The sequence below is a fragment of the Methylocapsa aurea genome (assembly GCF_000746085.1).
GTDB lineage: Bacteria > Pseudomonadota > Alphaproteobacteria > Rhizobiales > Beijerinckiaceae > Methylocapsa > Methylocapsa aurea.
The window spans coordinates 1-19,637 of record NZ_JQKO01000020.1 but is presented as its reverse complement, the minus strand read 5'-3'; the positions used below and the strand labels follow the sequence as shown (position 1 = coordinate 19,637).

Here is a 19,637-nt window from a genome sequence, read left to right as displayed (position 1 = left end):
TTTTATAGCATTTTCTTAACGCGAACCGGCCTCCACTTCGCTCGAAAATGCTCTAAGCCGCCTTTAGAAAAGACGATCCGCTGGCCGTCGCAGGCAGCTCCAAATGCGCCGCGAGGCTCGCGCCTATATCGGCGAAGCTCTCGCGCCGCCCGATCGGCCCGCCGGCGACGCGGGGCCCGAAGCAAAGAATTGGAGCGTGCTCGCGAGTGTGATCGGTCCCGGTCCAGGTCGGATCGTTGCCGTGATCCGAACTGATGACGGCAAGATCGCCCGGACGCATCGCGGCGAAGAGTTCGGGCATCCGGGAATCGAAAATCTCAAGGCAATGCGCATAGCCCGCGATATCGCGCCTGTGGCCGAAGTCCGTATCGAAATCGAGAAAATTGGTAATGATCAAGCCGCCATCGGGCAGATCGCGCAAGGCTTCGAGCGTCGCGTCGAAATGCGCCATATTGCCGTCGCGCTTGATCTCCTGCCCTGTGAAGCAATGCGCGAAAATATCGCCAACCTTTCCGATCGACGCCATGGCGCGGCCTGCTTGCGCGACCCGTTCGAGGAGATTGCCCGGCGGCGGCGGAATCGCGAAATCCTTGCGGCGGGGCGTGCGAACAAATCCTTGCCGCGCATCGCCAACGAAGGGGCGCGCGATGACCCGTCCGATCGCGAGGGCATCGCACAAGCGGCGAGCGACCTTGCAGAGATCATAGAGCCGCTCCAGGCCAAAATGCTCTTCATGCGCGGCGATCTGGAAGACTGAATCGGCGGAAGTGTAGCAGATCGGCATGCCGGTCCGGATATGCTCCGCGCCAAGCCTTTCAATGATTTCAATGCCCGGCGCATGACAGTCGCCGAGAATGCCTGGAAGCCCGCCCTCGGCGATCAAGGCCTGCGTCAATTTTGGCGGGAAACAAGGCGCGGCCTTCGGGAAATAGCCCCAAGGCGCAAGCGCCGGCGCCCCGGCCATTTCCCAATGGCCGGAAGGCGTATCCTTGCCTTGCGCGCATTCGACGCCATAGCCCCAGAGCGCCTTGGGCTCCGCCGGCAAGGAAAAGCCCGGCGGCATCATCCCGCTCGAGGCCAAAGCGACGAGGCCGAGGCCGAGGGCGTCGAGGTTCGGCGCGTTCAAGAGCCCCTGCCGCACTCCATTGCGATCCCCCCGCCCGGTGGCGCAGGCGACGGCGAGATGCCCGAGCGTATCCGCGCCCGCATCGCCATAAAGAGCGGCGTCCTGCGCCCCGCCGCAGCCAACCGAGTCGAGAACGAGAATGAGCGCGCGTGGCATGGATTCGCCTTAAAATCTAATCGCTCAAGGCCGCTCCCGCCTCGGCCTTGATGTCGAAGGCCGCGGCGAACAGCGCCCGTGTGTAATCGCTGCGCGGATTGCCCAGAAGTTCGGCGGCGGGACCGGCCTCAACGACCTTGCCGTGGCGCATCACGATGATTTCGCTGGAGAGGGCGCGGACCACCCTAAGGTCGTGGCTGATGAAAAGATAGGCGAGGCCGCGCCGCTTTTGCAGATCGCGCAAGAGATCGACGATCTGCGCCTGCACCGACATGTCGAGGGCGGAGGTCGGCTCATCGAGAACGATGAATTTCGGTTCGAGCACCATCGCCCGCGCGATCGCGATGCGCTGCCGCTGGCCGCCGGAAAACTCGTGCGGATAGCGATCCATCGCCGCCGGATCGAGGCCGGTGTCATGCAGGGCGCGCGCGACGATCTCGCGCCGGTCCGCGTAAGGCAGGGCCTTGTCCTGGACGCCGAGGCCTTCGGCGACAATATCGGCCACCGAAAGCCGCGGCGAGAGCGAGCCATAAGGGTCCTGAAACACGATCTGCATGTCGCGCCGCAGCGGCCGCATCGCCTTGAAGCGCAGCCCGTCGATCCGCCGTCCAAGAAAGACGATCGCGCCTTCCGAACGAATGAGTCGCAAGAGCGCAAGGCCCAGCGTGGTTTTGCCCGATCCCGATTCGCCAACGACGCCGACCGTCTCGCCTTCCCTGACCGTCACCGACAGGCCGTCGACCGCCTTGACGAAGCCGACCGTCCGGCGAAAGAAGCCGCGCTTGATCGGGAACCAGACGCGAAGGTCTTGCGCGCTGAGGATGGTTTTCGCCGCGCGATCGACCTTGGGCGGCATTCCCTTCGGCTCGGCGGCGATCAGCGCCTTGGTGTAGGGGTGACGCGGCGCGGCGAAAATTTCCGCGACGCCGCCAGCTTCGACGATCTTGCCCTTTTGCATCACCGCCACATCGTCGGCGACCTTGCGCACGATGTTAAGGTCATGGGTGATGAACAGCATCGCCATGCCATGGCGGGCTTGCAGCTCCTTCAAGAGGTCCAGGATCTGCGCCTGCACGGTGACGTCGAGCGCCGTGGTCGGCTCGTCGGCGATGAAAAGGTCTGGCCGGTTGGCGAGCGCCATGGCGATCATCACCCGCTGCCGCTGGCCGCCCGACAATTGATGCGGGAAGGCGCCGAGACGCTCGCCCGGGTCGGCAATGCCGACCTCCTCCAGAAGCTCGACGATGCGGCCTCTGATTTTCTGCGCCCCGCGCGCGCCATGCAACTCCAGAATTTCGCCGATCTGACGCTCGATCGTATGGAGCGGATTGAGCGAGGTCATCGGCTCCTGGAAAACCATGGTGATCTTGGCGCCGCGAATGGCGCGAAGCCGCGCCTCGCTGCAGGTCAAGAGATCTTCGCCCCGAAACAGCGCCTTGCCGCGCGGCGCGACGCCGGGAGGCAGCAGTCGGACGATCGAGAGCGCGGTCACCGATTTGCCCGAACCCGACTCTCCGACAAGGGCGAGCGTGCGCCCCTTCTCCAGCGTGAAGGAGACGCCGTCGACGGCGGGCGTCTCCAGGGCGCCCTGCCGAAAAGCGACGGTCAGGTCGCGGACATCGAGGAGGGGCGCGTCAGGCATCAAGGGCGTCCATAAATTTTCCTGCCCCTATTGCAACGTCTTGCGCGGATCAAACGCATCGCGGACGGCTTCCCCGATGAAGATCAGCAGCGATAGCATGGCGGCGATTACGATAAAGCCGGTGAGGCCGAGCCAGGGCGCCTGCAGATTGGACTTTCCCTGCAGCAAAAGCTCGCCGAGCGAGGGCGAGCCGGGCGGCAGGCCGAAGCCGAGAAAGTCCAGCGCCGTCAGGGTGGTTATCGACCCATTGAGGACGAAGGGCAGGAAGGTCAGCGTCGCCACCATCGCATTGGGCAGGACATGTTTGAAGATGATCGCGGCATTGGTCAGCCCCAGCGCCCGCGCGGCGTTCACATATTCGAAATTGCGCGTGCGCAGGCATTCGGCGCGCACGACATGCACCAGATTGACCCACGAAAACAGAAGCAGGATGCCGAGCAGCACGAAAAAGCTCGGCGTGATGATCGAGGAAATAATGATCAGCAAATAGAGATGCGGCAGCGATGACCATATTTCAATGAAGCGCTGAAAAACCAGATCGGTCCAACCGCCGAAATAGCCCTGCACCGCCCCGGCGGCAATCCCGATCACCGAGGACACGCCCGCCAAGGTCAGGCCGAACAGGAGCGAAAGGCGAAAGCCGTAGATCAGCCTCGCCAGAACGTCGCGGCCTTGATCGTCGGTGCCGAGCCAGTTCCACTCGATGCCGTTGCAGCCGCCGTCCGGATCGCTTTTGCTGAAACGCGCCGCCGCGCTCTTGCATTGGGCTTGGCTGAGCATCCAGGTCGGCGGCGACGGCGCGGGCGTCGGCAATTGCCGGTTGATCGTCTTGTAGGAATAGCGAATCGGCGGCCAGACCATGAAGCCATGGTCGTCGATCTCCTTGGCGATCACCTGGTCGCGGTAATCGGTCCTTGCGAGGAAGCCGCCGAATTTTTCTTCCGGATAATCATGCAGAATCGGCAACAGGACCTCGCCCTTATAGACGACGAGGATCGGCCGGTCGTTGGCAATGAATTCGGCAAAAAGCGATAGGACAAAGAGGACCATAAAGATCCAGAACGACCAAAGCCCGCGCCGATGGCTTTGGAAATTGCTGAGGCGGCGCCGGTTGATCGGGCTCAAATGGAGCCATCCCTGCCTCGGCTCGGGAGGCGCGAGGCGCGGCCCTGCAAGGGCGCTGCGCAACAGAGGCGCGCTCATCGCCTAGACCTCACGCGTCGAGAAGTCGATGCGCGGATCGATCCACATATAGATCAAATCGGAAAGCAGATTCACGACGAGGCCAAGCAGCGAGAGAATGTAAAGATTGGCGAAAACAACCGGATAATCCCGATTGACGATCGATTCGAACGAAAGCAGACCCAGGCCGTCAAGCGAAAAGATCGTCTCGATCAAGAGGGAGCCGCCAAGAAACGCGGCGATGAAGGCGCCCGGAAAGCCCGCGACGACAATCATCATGGCGTTGCGAAACACATGGCCATAGAGCACCCGCCTTTCGCTGAGGCCCTTCATCCGCGCCGTCTGAACATATTGCTTGCGGATCTCGTCAAGAAACGAATTCTTGGTCAAGAAGGTCGATGTCGCGAAGGCGCCGAGCGTCAGCGACGCAACCGGCAAGGTAATGTGCCAGAAATAATCCGTGACCTTGCCGAAGAGTGAGAGCTGCGGCCAGTTCTCCGAAGTCAGTCCGCGCAACGGAAAAATTTGCCAGAACGAGCCGCCGCAAAAAAGCACGATGAGAAGGATCGCGAAAAGAAAGCCGGGGATCGCATAGCCGGTGATGACGACGGCGGAGGTCCAGATGTCGAAGCGCGAACCATCGGTCACCGCCTTCTTGATCCCGAGCGGAATTGAAATCGCATAGGAAAGAAGCGTCATCCAAAGTCCGAGCGAAATCGAGACCGGAAGCTTTTCCTTGATGAGTTGAAGAACCGGCACGTCGCGGAAATAAGACCGCCCGAACTGGAACGTGGCGTAATTCTCGAGCATCAGGAGGAAACGCTCATAGGCCGGCTTGTCGAATCCGAATTGCTTTTCGAGTTCGGCGATGAATTTCGGATCGAGCCCCTGGGCGCCGCGATATTTCGAAGAAAAGTCGGCGCCCCCGGCAGCGGCGCCAATTTCACCGCCGCCGCCAAAATGCGCGGTGGCCCCGGAATCGACCCCCTGCAATTGCGCAAGAACGCGCTCGACCGGCCCGCCGGGCGCAAATTGCACAATCATGAACGAGATGAGCAGGATTCCGAAAATCGTCGGAATCATGAGGAGGACGCGGCGGGCGATATAAGCGAACATCAGGCTCCGTCAACGGCCAGCAAGATTAACGCGTTTGGCTTTTTCTTCATCATACCACCAGGTAGAGACCACGCCGATGTCATAGCGGGGACCGCGCTCCGGACGGCTGAAAAGGTCCCAATAGGCGACGAGATGATTGGGCTTGTTCCACATCGGCGTCCAGGAATGGCCGGCCCGCAAAATGCGATCGATCGCGCGGCAGATGAAGGTCAGCTCCTCGCGCGTCTCGACGACCAGCGCCTTTTCGATCAAGGCGTCGACGACTTTATTCTGGATGCCGGAGACATTTCTCGATCCGGGCATGCCGGCTGATTCCGAACCGAAGACCGAGCGCATGCCCTCCCCCGGCGTGAGCCCAAAGCCAAACCGCGACGTCACGACGTCATAATCGAAAGCATCGGTGCGGCGTTTGTATTGCGCCGCGTCGACCACGCGATAGCGAGCCTCGACGCCGAGCAGCTTCAGGTTCTTGATGAAAGGCGCCGTATGCGGCTCGAGCGAATTGTCGAAATCCAGAAATTCGATTTCAAACGGCTTCCCATCCGGCAAGGTCAGGCTTGTGCCCTGCCGCTGGCATCCGGCCGCCGCAAACAGCGCGCTGGCGCGGCGCAAAAGCGCGCGGTCCTGTCCCGAACCGTCGGAAACCGGCGGCGCATAGACCTCGCCAAACACCTCGGCTGAGAGTTGACTCCGGTAGGGCTCGAGTATCGCAAGCTCCTCCGGCGCGGGCTTGCCTTGCGCCGCCATCGGAGAGTTCTGGAAAAAGGACGTGGTGCGCGCATAGACGCCATACATGATATTGGCGTTGGTCCATTCGAAATCGAAAGCGAGGCTGATCGCCTCGCGGATCCGGGCGTCCTTGAACTTGTCCCGCCGCAAGTTGAAGAACCAGCCCTGCGTTCCCAATGGCGACTCATCAGGGAGGGTCTCGCGCTTGACGCGGCCGTCTTTGGCGGCGGCGAAGTCATAGCCGGTCGCCCAGACGGTGGAGGTGAATTCCTCGCGGAAGGTGAACAGCCCCGCCTTGAAAGCCTCGAAAGCCACCTTGCGGTCGGAAAAATATTCGAACCGGATTTTGCCGAAATTCGCTTGGCCGAGATTGATCGGCAAATTCCGGCCCCAGTAATCGGGGACCCGCTCGAAGGAAATGAAGTGGCCCTGATCGAATGTCCCGACTTTATAGGCGCTCGATCCGAGCGGCGGCTCCAGCGTCGTCTCGTCGAAGGGATGGGTTTGATAATAGGCGGCGCTGAAGATCGGCAATCCCGCGACCATCAATATGGCCTCGCGGCTATGATGCGGCTTCAACCGCACCAAAACGATGTCCTCGGCCTCGGCCTCGGCGGCGTCGAGATCGCGCAAAGGTTGCCGAAGCGAGGGATGACCCTTGGCTTTCAAGACGTTTAGAGAAAAAGCCACGTCCCGCGCGGTCAGCGGCGAGCCATCGTGAAAGCGCGCCTCTTTGCGCAAGAGGAAGCGATAGATATTTTTGTCGGGCGAGATCCGCACGGCGCGCGCCACAAGGCCATAAAGCGAATCCGCCTCGTCGCCGTTTCCGGTCATGAGCGAATCGAAGATGAGCCCCATTCCCGCGGCGCCGTCGCCCTTTAGGATATAGCTGTTCAGCGTATTGAATGTGGTGAAGTTCTGGTTGCCCGAAATAGAGCTGGACTGGAGCACGATCTCGCCGCCCTTCGGCGCCGCCGGATTGACATAGGCCAGATGGGCGAAATCAGGCGGAAGCGCGAGATCTCCGAATACCGACAGTCCATGGACCTCGACCTCTTCAGCCAAAGCTTCCGTGGAGCGGCTGAAGAGCGGCGGCAGAACCAGCCCGCCGATAGCAAGACCCAAGACGGAGCGGCGCGACGGCCGGACATCCATCGGCGCAGAAAATTCGGGCAAAGAGTATTTAGCGGTCAAAAATGGCCTCGAGGCGCTAAGTCGGCTCTGGAACGCTTCCCGATCAGATGGAATCATCTGATCGGGAAGCGCTCAATTTCAAAGAGTTGGAACATGTTTTGACCGAAAAAGTCGATCAACTATTTCGCAGCAAGCTCTAGGCGGAAGGCGAAAGGTGGTGATTCGTCCGGCTCCCGCATGATTGAGCATGTTTATGTCGGGATTCTGGTCAAAAACGCCAACCCGCTTCACGCCATGATAGACGCGGAAATGCCGGGCGGGAACCCGGCATTTCAAGCAAGACGAGATGAGGGGAGCCGCGTTCAACTCATGAGCAATCAGAAATGCGGCTCTATCTCTTTGTTTTGGCGCATGATCTTGTCGGAAAACCGGCGCCTTTTTGGGATCATGTCATTTCGCGGAGACCCGGCGGGGATGATCCGACAAAATGCGCAAATATTCGATCATGTCGGCCCGTTTGCCGAGGTCCCGAGCGCCCGCATAGGTCGCTTTTGTGACGCTGGCGGCGACTTTCGGATTGGCGAGGAACTGATCGAGATCGTCAACGGTCCAATTGGCGTCCGCGGGTTTCCTCGCATTTGAGCGCGCCAAGCCTGCGACGGCAGCTTTTGGATGGTCGACGATGGCGAAAAGCGGCGGGCCGGCTTTGGCGGCAACGCCTTTTTCGAGATGGTCGCAGTCGCTGCAGGCATTGGCGTCGCGCTCGGCGGTTTTCCCTTCCGTCGTCGCCGAATCGCTGGCGAGAGCGACGGTCGGGGCCTGCGCAATATTTTCCGGGCTCTGCGCATTGCTCGCAGCGGCAACGCTTTCGGAAGGTTGCGCGGCTTGTGCGGCGGCCTGGGCTCCGGCGGCGCCTTGCGTGCTCCGTCCATCGGTCGCTACAGAAATATTATAGGCCGGCTTCGCCAGCTTCACATGGGAGAAGATGCGATCCGAAACGACCGACAGCGACATGGCCAAGGCGACTGCAAAGAGGAGACCGCTGGCAAGTTTACTGAATTCGAAAAAGGACATTCGCATTTTCGCACCACATTCCACCAAAGGAGCTCTGCTGTTAGAGTTCATTCCATTTGACAAAGAGCATGTTCTTAAAAAACCAATCGACTGTTTCGCTTGCGACATGCTCCAACCCTTTGACTCTGAGGCGATTCCCTTTCGATCAGATGAGTCGATCCAATCGGGAGGCGCTCTCGGCGCTCTGCGGCGCCCAAACCCGAATCAAAGCGGAACCTGGACGGTCGCTGCAGCGCAGCATTGATTAAACGCCATCTGCATTGCAATGCAACATAAATGAAGCGGCGCCCTGTGCTACTTTTTGTCGCCGGCCGCTCTCGCCCAAGCTTCTTGGCGACGCGAGCTGCTTAGCGAGAACCGCGCCACGGCGTTTTCTGTTGCTCCAGAACATGCCATAGGCTTACGGGTTTCAGCTTGCGCGAGAGGTTTCCGCAGAAAATGACCGTCCCTAAGATCGCCTATCAGGGCGAGCCCGGCGCCAATTCCCATATCGCCTGCAAGAATGTCTATCCGGAGTGGGAGCCCCTCCCCTGCGCCACATTCGAGGATGCGCTGACCGCGATCACGGAGGGCGCCGCCGGGCTCGGCATGATTCCTATCGAGAATTCAATCGCCGGCCGCGTCGCCGATATCCACCACCTGCTGCCGAGCGCCAGCCTCTATGTCGTCGGCGAATATTTCCTGCCGATTCATTTTCAATTGCTTGGCCTCAAGGGCGCGAGGCTGAATGCGATCGCATCCGTCTATAGCCATGTTCACGCCCTCGGCCAGTGCCGCAAGATCATTCGCAAGCTGGGCCTTGCGGCGCATGTGACGGGCGACACCGCGGGCTCCGCCCGGGAGGTGGCGGAATGGGGCGACGCGTCGCGCGCCTCGATCGCGACAAGTCTGGCCGCCGAGATCTACGGGCTCGACGTGCTCAAAGCCGACATCGAGGACGAGCCGCATAACACCACGCGTTTCGTCGTGCTTTCGAAAAGCCCCAAATGGGCGCGGCCCAGGGCGGAGCCAACCGTGACGAGCTTTGTGTTCCGGGTCCGCAATGTGCCGGCGGCGCTCTACAAGGCGCTCGGCGGCTTCGCCACCAATGGCGTCAATATGACCAAGCTCGAAAGCTATATGGTCGAAGGCGAATTCACCGCCACCCAATTTCTGGCCGATGTCGATGGCCATCCCGAGGAGCCGGCACTCGCGGGGGCGCTGGAGGAACTCGCGTTTTTCTGCAAGGAGTTGAAAATTCTGGGCGTTTATCCGGCCCATCCGTACCGGATCGAGAGTCAGAAGGCGGCCCGCCCCCATTCGGGGGCAAAGAACCGATGAGTCGGTGATGGTCTACCGGGTGGATGGGACCCCGAGCGGAATGCAAACCGCGAATTCCGTCCCGGGATTTTGAGGACGCACCGCAATGGTTGCGTTCAATTGCTGCGCAAAGGAAGTGATAATGCGCATGCCCAGTCCCTTGGCGCTATTAAGCGCGAAGTTTGCGGGCAGTCCGGCGCCTTGATCGCGAACAGCGACGGCAAAATCCCTCTCTCCTGAACGGGAAACCTTGATGAAGATCGTTCCGCCAGATTGATTTGGATACGCGTATTTAGCGGCGTTCGCGATGAGCTCATTGACGATCATCGCAGTCGCGATGGCCCTGTCGGTCGAAATCTCAATTCCCTCCTCCACGTCGGTGGAAACGTCGCAGTGGAGGACGCTCTCATCCAAATCCTTGCAAACCGCTTGAATATACTTGCCAATGTCCATCCGCTCTACGTCTGATCCGTAGAAGATCTGGTCATGAGCTCTCCCAACAGCCGCCACCCGTCGCGACGCCTCATTCAGATGTCCCGCCAGTTCCTCATTGCCGACTTCTCTGGCTTGAAGGTGCAGCATGCTCCCGACGATCGCCAGGCTGTTCTTGACCCGGTGATTCATCTCTTTAAGAAGCACCTGATCTCGCTTCAGCGCTGCCTTGAGTCTGCGCTCGTGTCGCTCCCGCTCGATCGCCATGCCTAGAATATTGGCCGCGCCCTGCAAGAACGCGAGATCGTGCTCCACGAATTCGTTTTCAGAACGGCTGTCGACCTCTAAAACCCCGAACGGCCTTCCGTCGCCCTGCAAAATGACGTTCATGGCGCGACGGACGCCGTGCTGCTGAAGTATTTCGGGCGTCCTAAATCGCTCTTCGTTCTCGAGATGGTTCGAAATGACGGGTTTGCCGGTTCGCAGGGCGAATCCTGCGGGAGAAGCGAGGTCCGCGCCGACGCTCGCAACGCCGATGATGCCCGGATTCCAACCCACGCCCGCACGAACGAGGAAGCGGTTTTCCGATGGAATCAGTTCGAGCACCTTGCAAAACTCGGCGCGCAGGCCTTCAGCGGTGAGTTGCACGGTGTCCGTCAGCAGTTGATCCAGCGCAGCGCCCTGGAGCGCCGATACGCCAAGCTCCGCCAGGATTTCCTGCTGCCGGATGCGCTGCTCCAAGGCGCGAAGGGTCATGTCCGGACCTTCGTCGTCAGGCTTCGGCTCTACAATGGGCGCATCGCCCTGATCAGTCGCACCCATGAGCAAGGATCCCTCGGCCGCCGCTACCGCCTTTGAATCATCTGCCTCAATAGAGCCGTTGGCGCAAGGGCGCCCTCAACCAGGAGTACATTCTAAAGACCAGCTTTCGCGTTCCGCGAGGCTTTCCGGGACCCTAACAAAGGCATTCACTCCAACACCATCAAAAGATCCCTGGCGTCGATCTGGGCGCCCGGCGCGACCAGAATTTCCGTGACCTTGCCATTGCGCGGGGCATGGAGCGCAGTCTCCATCTTCATCGCTTCGAGCGTCGCGACAATATCGCCTGCCTTCACCTCCTGGCCCTGGCGCACCGCGATCGTCGAGACCGCCCCCGGCATTGGCGCGCCGACATGGCAATCGTTTCCCTCCTCCGCCTTGCGGCGCGCGACGACTTTGACATGCGCGGAACGGTTCTGGACCTTGATGATGCGCGGCTGGCCGTTCAGCTCGAAGAAAACCTTGACCTGCCCCTCGTCATCGGTCTCGCCGATCGTCAACAAGAGCAGCACGAGCGTCTTGCCGGGTTCGATCTCGATCGCGATCTCGTCGCCCGGTTGCATCCCATAGAAAAACACCGGCGTCGGCAGCACCGACACCGGTCCAAAACGGCGGACGGTGGCGGAAAATTCCGTGAAAACCTTCGGATACATCAGATAAGAGGCAAGCTCGTCGTCGGTAAGATGACGCCCGCACGCCTTTTCGGCCTCCGCCCGCGCGGCGGCGAGATCGGCAGGCGGCAAAAGGGCGCCGGGGCGACCATTGATCGGCTTTTCGCCCTTCAGCACTTTCTCCTGCACCGGCGCCGGCCAGCCGCCCGGAGGCTGGCCAAGGTCGCCCTTCAACATCTCGACGACGGAGGTCGGAAAGGCGATCTCCCGCTTGGGATCGAGCACGTCTTCCGGCGTTAGATTCTGCGAGACCATCATCAGCGCCATGTCGCCGACGACCTTAGATGAGGGCGTCACCTTGACGATGTCGCCGAAAAGATCATTGGCCGCGCGATAGGCCTTGGCGACCTCATGCCAGCGCGATTCGAGGCCGAGCCCGCGCGCCTGCTCCCGGAGATTGGTGAATTGGCCGCCCGGCATTTCGTGCAAATAAACTTCGGACGTGCCGGCTTTCAAATCGCTCTCGAAGGCGGCGTATTGCGCCCGCGCCGCCTCCCAATAGAAGCTGAGCTGGCGAATAGCCTCCGGATCGAGGCCGGTGTCGCGGGGACTGTGCCGCAAGGCGGCGGCGATGGAGCCGAGGCAGGGCTGCGAAGTCGTGCCCGACATCGAATCGATCGCGGCGTCGATCGCATCGACTCCGGCGTCGGCGGCGGCGAGGACCGTCGCCGCGGAAATCCCGGAGGTGTCATGGGTATGAAGATGCAGCGGCAGGCCGACGGCTTCGCGCAACGCCTTGACCAGAACCCGCGCGGCGGCCGGCATCAACAGGCCGGCCATGTCCTTGATCGCGAGGATGTGGCAGCCGGCCTGCTCCAGTTCCTTGGCGACGCCGACATAATAATTCAGCGAGAATTTCGCCCGGTCGGGATCGAGGATATCGCCGGTATAGCAGATTGCGCCTTCGGCGAGCTTGCCGGTCTCCACCACGGCGTCGATCGCGACGCGCATGTTCTCGACCCAGTTGAGGCAATCGAAAATGCGGAAAAGATCTATGCCGGCGGCGGCGCGGCGGACGAAATATTTCACGACATTATCGGGATAATTGGTGTAGCCGACGCCATTGGCGCCGCGCAGCAGCATTTGCGTCAAAAGGTTTGGCGCCCGCGCGCGCACGAGCTCCAACCGCTCCCAAGGATCTTCGGACAGAAACCGCATCGCGACATCGAAGGTCGCGCCGCCCCAGCATTCGAGCGAGAGAAGCTGAGGCAGCCCTTTGGCGTAGGCCTCAGCGGCCGCCGCTATGTCGCGGGTGCGCATGCGCGTGGCGATGAGCGACTGATGCGCGTCCCGCATGGTGGTGTCGGTGACGAGCACGCGCTCCTCATTGCGCATCCATTGCGCAAAGCTTTTCGGCCCAAGCGTTTCAAAAAGCTGGCGCGCTCCGGGAGCGATCGCGGCTGCGACAGGAAATTGCGGGGCTATCGGCGGGCGCGCTGTTACCGGCGGACGGGCGCGGCCCCGCGTTTCGGGATGGCCATTGACCGTGACGTCGACGATCCAGGTGAGCAGCTTCGTCGCCCGGTCCTTGCGTTTCTTGAAATCAAACAGCGAAGGGGTCTCGTCGATGAAACGCGTCGTATAATCATTGGCGACAAAGCGCGGATGGTTGATGATATTATGCAAGAAGGCGAGATTCGTCGCGACCCCGCGGATGCGATATTCGAGCAGCGCCCGATCCATCCGGGCGATCGCCTCTTCCGGCGTCGCCGCCCAAGCTGTGACCTTCTCGAGCAACGGATCGTAAAACCGTGTCACGATCGCCCCCGAATAGGCCGTGCCGCCATCGACGCGAATGCCAAAGCCCATAGCCCCGCGATAGGCGGTGATCCGTCCATAGTCAGGAATGAAGTTATTTTCCGGATTTTCCGTGGTGATCCGGCACTGCAAGGCGTGCCCCGAGAGGCGGATGTCCTCCTGCCGCGGAATGCCGGTCTCTTCCGGCTTGCCGATGCGCTTGCCTTCGGCGATGCGGATCTGCGCCTTCACGATATCGAGGCCGGTCACCACTTCCGTCACGGTATGCTCGACCTGGATGCGCGGATTGACTTCGATAAAATAGAAAGCGCCAGTGTCGGTGTCGATCAGGAACTCGACAGTGCCGGCTCCGACATAGTGGCTCGCGCGGCCGATTTTCAGCGCCGCATCGCAAAGGCCCTGGCGGGTCGCATCGTCGAGATAGGGCGCGGGAGCCCGCTCGACGACCTTCTGGTTCCGGCGCTGAATCGAGCAATCGCGTTCAAAGAGATGCACGAGATTCCCGTGCATGTCGCCAAGAAGCTGAACTTCGACATGGCGGGCCCGGCGCACCAGCTTTTCGAGATAGACCTCGTCCTTGCCAAAGGCGTTCTTGGCCTCGCGCTTTGCGCTGAGCACGGCGTCAAGAAGCTTGTCCTCGCTCTCGATCGGCCGCATGCCGCGCCCGCCGCCGCCCCAGGAGGCTTTGAGCATGACCGGATAGCCGATCTCTCGCGCGAGGCGTTTGATTTCGTCAGGCGCCTCGGGCAGCGGCCCGCTCGCCGGCATGACGGGGGCGCCACAGGACGCCGCAAGGTTCCGGGCCGCGACCTTATTGCCGAGATCGCGCATGGTCTGCGGCGACGGACCGATGAAAATGACGCCGGCTTCGGCGCAAGCTTCGGCGAATTCGGGGCTTTCCGATAGAAAGCCATAGCCTGGATGGATCGCGTCGACCTTCGCGTCCCGGGCGACGCGGATGACCTCGTCGATCGACAGATAGGCGTCAAGCGGCCCCTTGCCAACGCCAATCTGATAGGCTTCGTCGGCCTTGAAGCGATGGAGCGAAAGCTTATCCTCTTCCGCATAGACCCCCACCGTTCGAATCCCCAGTTCGGTGGCGGCGCGGAAAACCCGGATTGTGATCTCGGATCGGTTGGCGACCAATAGACGACGAATTCGGGCCATAGGCACTCGCTACCATCGGGCTGCGGCATGTCCCGCCGCTGGAAACCATGCATTGCGCCGAACCGCCAAGTCCGCGCCCGTCATGAGGCCCGGGCCGGCGATGCGCCGCAGTTTGGGAAACGCCTTGAGAGAGAGCATTTGATTCGGGCGAAACGCGGTTGCCGCTTTCGACGCAATTGTCTTGCCGTTTTCCCTACCGCACAGATTTCAGACCCATGGGCGCAAGGCGCATTGACGGTCAAAATACTCGATCTGCCCAAAAAATGCGACTTCTTGGAGCCAAGCGGCCACCGAAAGAGCGGCGGCGGCGGCCGGTTTAGAGAATCCGGCGACAAGAAACGCAGCAAATCCAGAGGAGAAGCCTTCTGCGTTTTCGCCAAAGCCTCGATTGTCCTTGAAGCTGCCTCAAGCGCCAGAGATCGGGCCGAACTTGCGTCCCCATACGCCGCGGATGGGACGAAGGACCGCGACGCGCCGCGGGCTTAGTCCAACGCGGGATAAGGCGCCCATCCTTGTTGGCGAAACAAGGATATCGCTCCTAGAAGCAAATCCGAGCATCGCCCGGCTATCCGTCGACGATTCCTGCCTGGTCATTTAAAGAAGTGGGGAATTTCAAAGAACAGCATCAAAACGCAGCTGAAGGATAGACCAAACGCCAACAATGTCCCGATGGGAAAAGCGCGGCGAAAGATCACCGCATATACTATAATATTCCACAGGAATATTGGAAAGAGAAGAAAATTTGTTATGGACTCGACAGGCGCCTCGTCCTCAAGCATCAGATGAAACCCGACCTTGAGAAAGGTGCGACAAACAAAATTAACGAGCGCCACGATGGCTCCGGCTAGCGCCAACGCAATGAGCGTCTGAACCAGCCGCTCATTGCGTCCGAGAAGGCGCGCACTGATTGCGGCGACAATGATCAAAAACACCGTGGCGCTGACGCCAATCCCCACTGCGCCGATCGCCGAATGAGTGAGGAGACGGACGCCAAACTCGACCAGCGCGAAAAAGCCTAGGCTCGCCACCAAGAACGAATTTGACTTTGGCAAAACCTCCGGACCGACATCGCCTTCCATGACGCCGATGAAATTATGAATGAGGGGAGGCAGTTTAATCTTCATGGACCAACTCAGTCGTTCAGGAGACAATTTTTCCGATCCGAAACCAGCCAGGCGCCTAGCATTGGCGCGACGGCGCTAGTCACGTCGGAATTGAGGAAAACGCAGCTCAGCGCTTCGATGGCAGCGGCGCGGGAAGATCCGGCCAAGGCGACGACAACGCAATTTCTGTCAGGGGCGATCCAATTACGTCTTCCAAAAAGCTCAACGCCGACCACGGAGCCGGATGCCTACCCGATAGCATGGTTTACGGTCATCATGAATGACCGGGACCACGGCATGCCTTCAGGCATGCTCCAATCTCTGGATTCTGAGCGATCCTTTTTCGATCAGCTGACTCCATCGGATCGGGAAGCGCTCGCCGCTGGCGCCTACTTAAAGCAAAATATCTGCATCTCTGTGGCGTCATGCTCTAGTGCAACCGCTTATTCGAGGTCTTCGTCGCGGGAGCCCAGCCTTGCGCTAGGCCTAATTTCCAATAAAGGAAAAGCGCGCCGACGATGCCTATGACCAAGAGGGCGTAATAGCCCCCGATTTTCACCCAGCTTCGACCAACCGAGAAAGGGAACTGGGAGACATAGTACTGACCATGATCGTTTCTGGCCGTGACAATGCCTATATAGGCGCCGGCCTCTTGGAAGACATGCTCGAAATGCAATGTGCCAGTGGGATAGCGTTTGGGCGGCAGATAGGACACTGTGAGCGGGTCCAGATAATCGCTCGACAATTCATCGTCCCTTAAAACCCCCGTCCGTCCCGTCATCCCCCGCGCAGCGACGTCCCTGATGATGCGGACTTCGGTGGTCATGTCCCGAAGTTCGGAATCCACGGCGTCAAGAACTATGACCGTGGCGCCAACTGAAGGAATGTCCTCGCAGAACATCTGCGTCGTCTGGAGAGGCTGGTACCCGGTGAAATGCATAAGGTCCGGACCAATCCTTAACATGCATTGATCCTTGTCTATGCTCAATCCGCCATGCGCCTGCGCGCCGGAGACGAGGAAACCGAGGATCAGGAAAACCGCGCACGCTCCGCGCATGATTTTTGCGTTAGCCTCCTTAAGCTATTTCCCCCGCCGGCGCGGCTTGGCTCCAGCGGGGGAAAGTCTTTTTTCAATCACATTCTACGATGCACTGAAGCGATCGCGCTCAGATCGGAAGGAATTCCGGAATAACCGGTCCGCCGACTTCGATTTCGTAGCGGGTCCCGCTGGGCGTAAAGAAGAACAGGAGGCCAGCGAACGAGCTGTCGACGTCATAGGCCAAGTCCGCCAGACGTTCCGTATCCCAACGGGCGTCCTGAACCTTGACTGTGATTTCCTTCGTTTCGCCGGGCGCGATGGGCGCGTTATCGCTCAGCGTAACGCCCTTGTCGGCCAGGAGATAGTCCGGATACTCGATCTTCGTCGTATAGACGTCGGGGTTCAGGAAGCGAAGGCCGGCGGTGGCGAATTCACCGATCCGCAGGGGCTCCTTGCCCGTGTTGGTGATTTTGTAGGTCGCGACGAGTTCGCGGCCCGGCACTTTATAGGTGCCTCTCTGGTAGACGACCTTGATCGGCGCTTCGACCGTGGGAAGCGGCTCGATGCCTCTCAAGTTACCAGCCTGCAACGGAATTGTGCGCGGAAATTCGCTGGCCGTGATCGCGTAGGAAATGATGACGGTCAACAGAGTCGCAGCAAGGACCGCCGCGCCAACCGTGCGCTCTTGAGGGGTGATCAGCTCGTCACCCTTACCGGACGCCACGAAGACATAGCGGCCGATGAAGCCCCGCTTGCGGAACCAGTAACCAATCCAGACCACCGCAACGATGATCCAGAACAAGTGCCACCAGTAGATGTTGGCGATCTTGTAGGTCTCAAGATCGATGACTTCGCCATTGAGCAAGGTCACGGGATCGGTGAAATCGGCCATCGAGCCCTTGATTTCAACCCACTGGCCGGGGCCAACGATTGGACCGCCGGTCTCGACGCTCAACTGGGTGTGAATATGCCACCGGCCTTCGCGACGGGCCTTGAGCAGAATCTTGAACTCGTAGGTCTTGCCCAATTCGAGCGAAAGCGACCTCGGCGCGAATTTACCGCCGATGAACGACCCTTCTCTGATGAACACTGGTCCCGGTTCGCCGACGTTGAGGAAGGCGACTTCAGGCTTGGCGACGGCGACGGGCCAAGCTTCCATGATATGGAGCTTACCAGTGATTTCCATCTTGTCGTTGACGTTGAGGCTCGTCTTCGACCATTTCACATCATACCAATTCAGCGTGCGCATGCGAAGGAACGCCGCCTGCGACTTCTCGCCATGGGCATCGGCCGGACCGGCGGTCATACCCATTGTCGCGACGAGTCCGACCGCCAAACCCAAAGCCCAAAGCCTCCCGGCCTGGCGTTTGGCGTGACTCGCCAGTGAACTAAACAGTGTTGTTTTCATTTACAATCTCCCACACGGCCGAGCCGTGGCAATTTTTATATTCAACCAGTCCTTGCTGGACTTTTCGGCAGGCGCGTTAGACTGCTTTGGTGAATTTCGTGGTCGAGAAAAGCTTGCCCACGTACCACCACCAGAAATAAACCAGGATGGAGACGAAGCCGGAGAAGAAGGCCGCGACCGCGACGACGTCCTTACCGAAGGTGCGCATCGTGCCGCGCTCGACGATCCGGAGGTATTCAGGCATCGACGTCCGGACGTAGTGGAAGCCAATCAGGTCGGCGAGGGACATGAGCAAGCCATATTGCTCGGTCGCCTGATGGTAGGGAGCAAGGATCGGCCAGTTGGTGGGATACATCAGCAAACCAAAGCCCATCGCGCCGACGATTGCCGTGACGATGAAGCTGCCGCTAAGCAAAAGCACGAGATCGAGGAAAAGCGCCATTGGGACGAGCGAGGTCGGCCACACCAAGCTGATCGGGAAATAGGTCCAGCCCCAGAAGTTGGTGTAGCGATTGATCCATTCGCCGACGAGAAGGGCGAGGATCAGGAACGTCGCGCCGAACGGAAGCTTGAAGTGGTTCCAGAAGAAGTACTGGGCGGCGGCGGGGAAGGTGACCAACATGATCGGGAGAACCGTTGGCCAAAAACGGCGGTCTTTCCAGTCGATCCAGAAGTCCCAGTCGCCCATCGTAAGCATGGCGTGAATATGATAGCCGCCAAGGGTGACCAAGAAAAGAACGACCAACAGGATTATGTCAGCGCTTCTGACGAGTCCAGCGGCTTCAGCTTTGGAATTGAACGGCGATTCGGCTACGGCCCTCGGAGCGCCGCCAGCGATTGCGCCGGCGTCCGCCGCGCGCGCTGGCGCATTGGCCCCTGCGCCGCCCTCGATGCCCGGCGATGCCGAGATCGATTCGGTCACGGGACCGGACCCAGCCAGAGTTGGTTTACGACTAAACATTTACTATCCTCCCTATTGCCCCACCGGACTCAATCGCCGGATTACTGGAGCAAGCGTCAGTTGATGGCAGACTTGACCGCACGGCGCGGGAACCAGCCATTCATCGAGAAATAAGTCTTCGAGAAATGACGGATTGCCTGGCCGGACGCTGGCGGTTCGGATCGTTGAGATCGCCGCCGCCGGCGCTTGTTTGCTTATTCCGCCGGCTCGAGGCCGAGGACGTCTTCATTGCCGGCGCAAAGCTCCTGGATCCGGCCGAGGATCAGCAGGACGACGCCGAAGATGGCGAGGGTGAACCAGCCGAAGAAGACGAACATCCAATGCAGCGGAGCAACGAACAGTTCTTCCATGAACCAGAACGTGTGGCCCCATTCATTGAGCGCAACGTTCGGGAAAATCATGAACGGGCCGACGAACAGCATCAGATAGGCGATCGAGTAGCCCTTCAGGCCGAACAGCGGCAGGCGGGTGCGGGCATACATGAAGCCGCCGACGCCCATGATGATATACATCGGGTAGCTCATATAGAATTCGATGATGTGGCTGGGCGTGAAGTCGGTGTCGCGAATGACCGTCTGGTGCCAGGTGCCGTCCTGCTCGGTGAAGTAGCTGGCGCCCCAGTAGATCGCGATGGCGTATACGATCAACCAGTTGAACAGGTAGAAGATGCGGCGCAGTTCTTCGCGGGGGGCGACATTGGCGAGGTCCTTGTCGCGGGTCTTCCAGAGATAGCCGACGATCGCGAGGAAGGAGATCAGTTCGACGGGCTCTTCGATGTAGAGGATGCGCATCCAATAGGTCTGGAATTCAGGGGCGAAGGA

Annotated in this window: 14 protein-coding genes; 1 reads left to right on the top strand and 13 read right to left on the bottom strand. The window is 60.1% G+C overall.

What is annotated here, in order from left to right; genetic code table 11:
* Positions 1-52: 52 nt before the first annotated feature.
* From DL86_RS13415 to DL86_RS13390, 6 genes are all read right to left on the bottom strand, one after another.
* On the bottom strand, positions 53-1,282 hold the full coding sequence (locus tag DL86_RS13415; RefSeq protein ID WP_036262414.1) for a phosphopentomutase: 1,230 nt from the start codon (positions 1,280-1,282) through the stop codon (positions 53-55).
* 16 nt (positions 1,283-1,298) lie between these two features.
* A complete protein-coding gene (locus tag DL86_RS13410) occupies positions 1,299-2,924 on the bottom strand; it encodes an ABC transporter ATP-binding protein (RefSeq protein ID WP_036262411.1) in 1,626 nt (541 codons plus the stop codon).
* 27 nt (positions 2,925-2,951) lie between these two features.
* Positions 2,952-4,127 (bottom strand): ABC transporter permease, encoded by a 1,176-nt coding sequence (locus DL86_RS13405; protein ID WP_036262409.1) that lies wholly within the window; start codon positions 4,125-4,127, stop codon positions 2,952-2,954.
* A gap of 3 nt (positions 4,128-4,130) precedes the next feature.
* A complete protein-coding gene (locus DL86_RS13400) occupies positions 4,131-5,222 on the bottom strand; it encodes a microcin C ABC transporter permease YejB (protein WP_036262407.1) in 1,092 nt (363 codons plus the stop codon).
* A 9-nt stretch (positions 5,223-5,231) separates the two neighbouring features.
* Complete coding sequence (locus DL86_RS13395; protein WP_036262405.1) at positions 5,232-7,106, bottom strand: extracellular solute-binding protein; 1,875 nt, start codon at positions 7,104-7,106, stop codon at positions 5,232-5,234.
* A 429-nt stretch (positions 7,107-7,535) separates the two neighbouring features.
* Positions 7,536-8,159 carry a c-type cytochrome gene (locus DL86_RS13390; protein WP_036262403.1) on the bottom strand — a complete coding sequence of 208 codons (624 nt, stop codon included), beginning with the start codon at positions 8,157-8,159 and terminating at the stop codon, positions 7,536-7,538.
* 438 nt (positions 8,160-8,597) lie between these two features.
* On the opposite strand from DL86_RS13390, the gene DL86_RS13380 reads away from it, so the two are divergent.
* Positions 8,598-9,479 (top strand): prephenate dehydratase, encoded by an 882-nt coding sequence (locus DL86_RS13380; RefSeq protein ID WP_036262398.1) that lies wholly within the window; start codon positions 8,598-8,600, stop codon positions 9,477-9,479.
* 12 nt (positions 9,480-9,491) lie between these two features.
* Here DL86_RS13380 and DL86_RS13375 read toward each other — a convergent pair whose 3' ends face one another.
* From DL86_RS13375 to DL86_RS13340, 7 genes are all read right to left on the bottom strand, one after another.
* Positions 9,492-10,646, bottom strand: coding sequence for a sensor histidine kinase (locus tag DL86_RS13375; protein WP_036262489.1), 1,155 nt, complete (start codon positions 10,644-10,646; stop codon positions 9,492-9,494).
* Positions 10,647-10,858: 212 nt separating this feature from the next.
* Positions 10,859-14,305, bottom strand: coding sequence for a pyruvate carboxylase (gene pyc, locus DL86_RS13370; protein ID WP_036262396.1), 3,447 nt, complete (start codon positions 14,303-14,305; stop codon positions 10,859-10,861).
* 590 nt (positions 14,306-14,895) lie between these two features.
* Complete coding sequence (locus DL86_RS13360; RefSeq protein WP_036262391.1) at positions 14,896-15,429, bottom strand: hypothetical protein; 534 nt, start codon at positions 15,427-15,429, stop codon at positions 14,896-14,898.
* 409 nt (positions 15,430-15,838) lie between these two features.
* A complete protein-coding gene (locus DL86_RS13355) occupies positions 15,839-16,465 on the bottom strand; it encodes a hypothetical protein (RefSeq protein WP_051953407.1) in 627 nt (208 codons plus the stop codon).
* A 109-nt stretch (positions 16,466-16,574) separates the two neighbouring features.
* A complete protein-coding gene (amoB, locus tag DL86_RS13350) occupies positions 16,575-17,855 on the bottom strand; it encodes a bacterial ammonia monooxygenase, subunit AmoB (protein ID WP_051953405.1) in 1,281 nt (426 codons plus the stop codon).
* Between the two features lie 76 nt (positions 17,856-17,931).
* The gene (amoA, locus tag DL86_RS13345; RefSeq protein WP_084572913.1) at positions 17,932-18,816 is read right to left on the bottom strand and encodes a bacterial ammonia monooxygenase, subunit AmoA; all 885 of its coding nucleotides are present in this window, start codon (positions 18,814-18,816) and stop codon (positions 17,932-17,934) included.
* A 194-nt stretch (positions 18,817-19,010) separates the two neighbouring features.
* Positions 19,011-19,637: methane monooxygenase/ammonia monooxygenase subunit C (locus DL86_RS13340; protein ID WP_036262388.1), on the bottom strand; the 627-nt coding region annotated here is incomplete at its 5' end.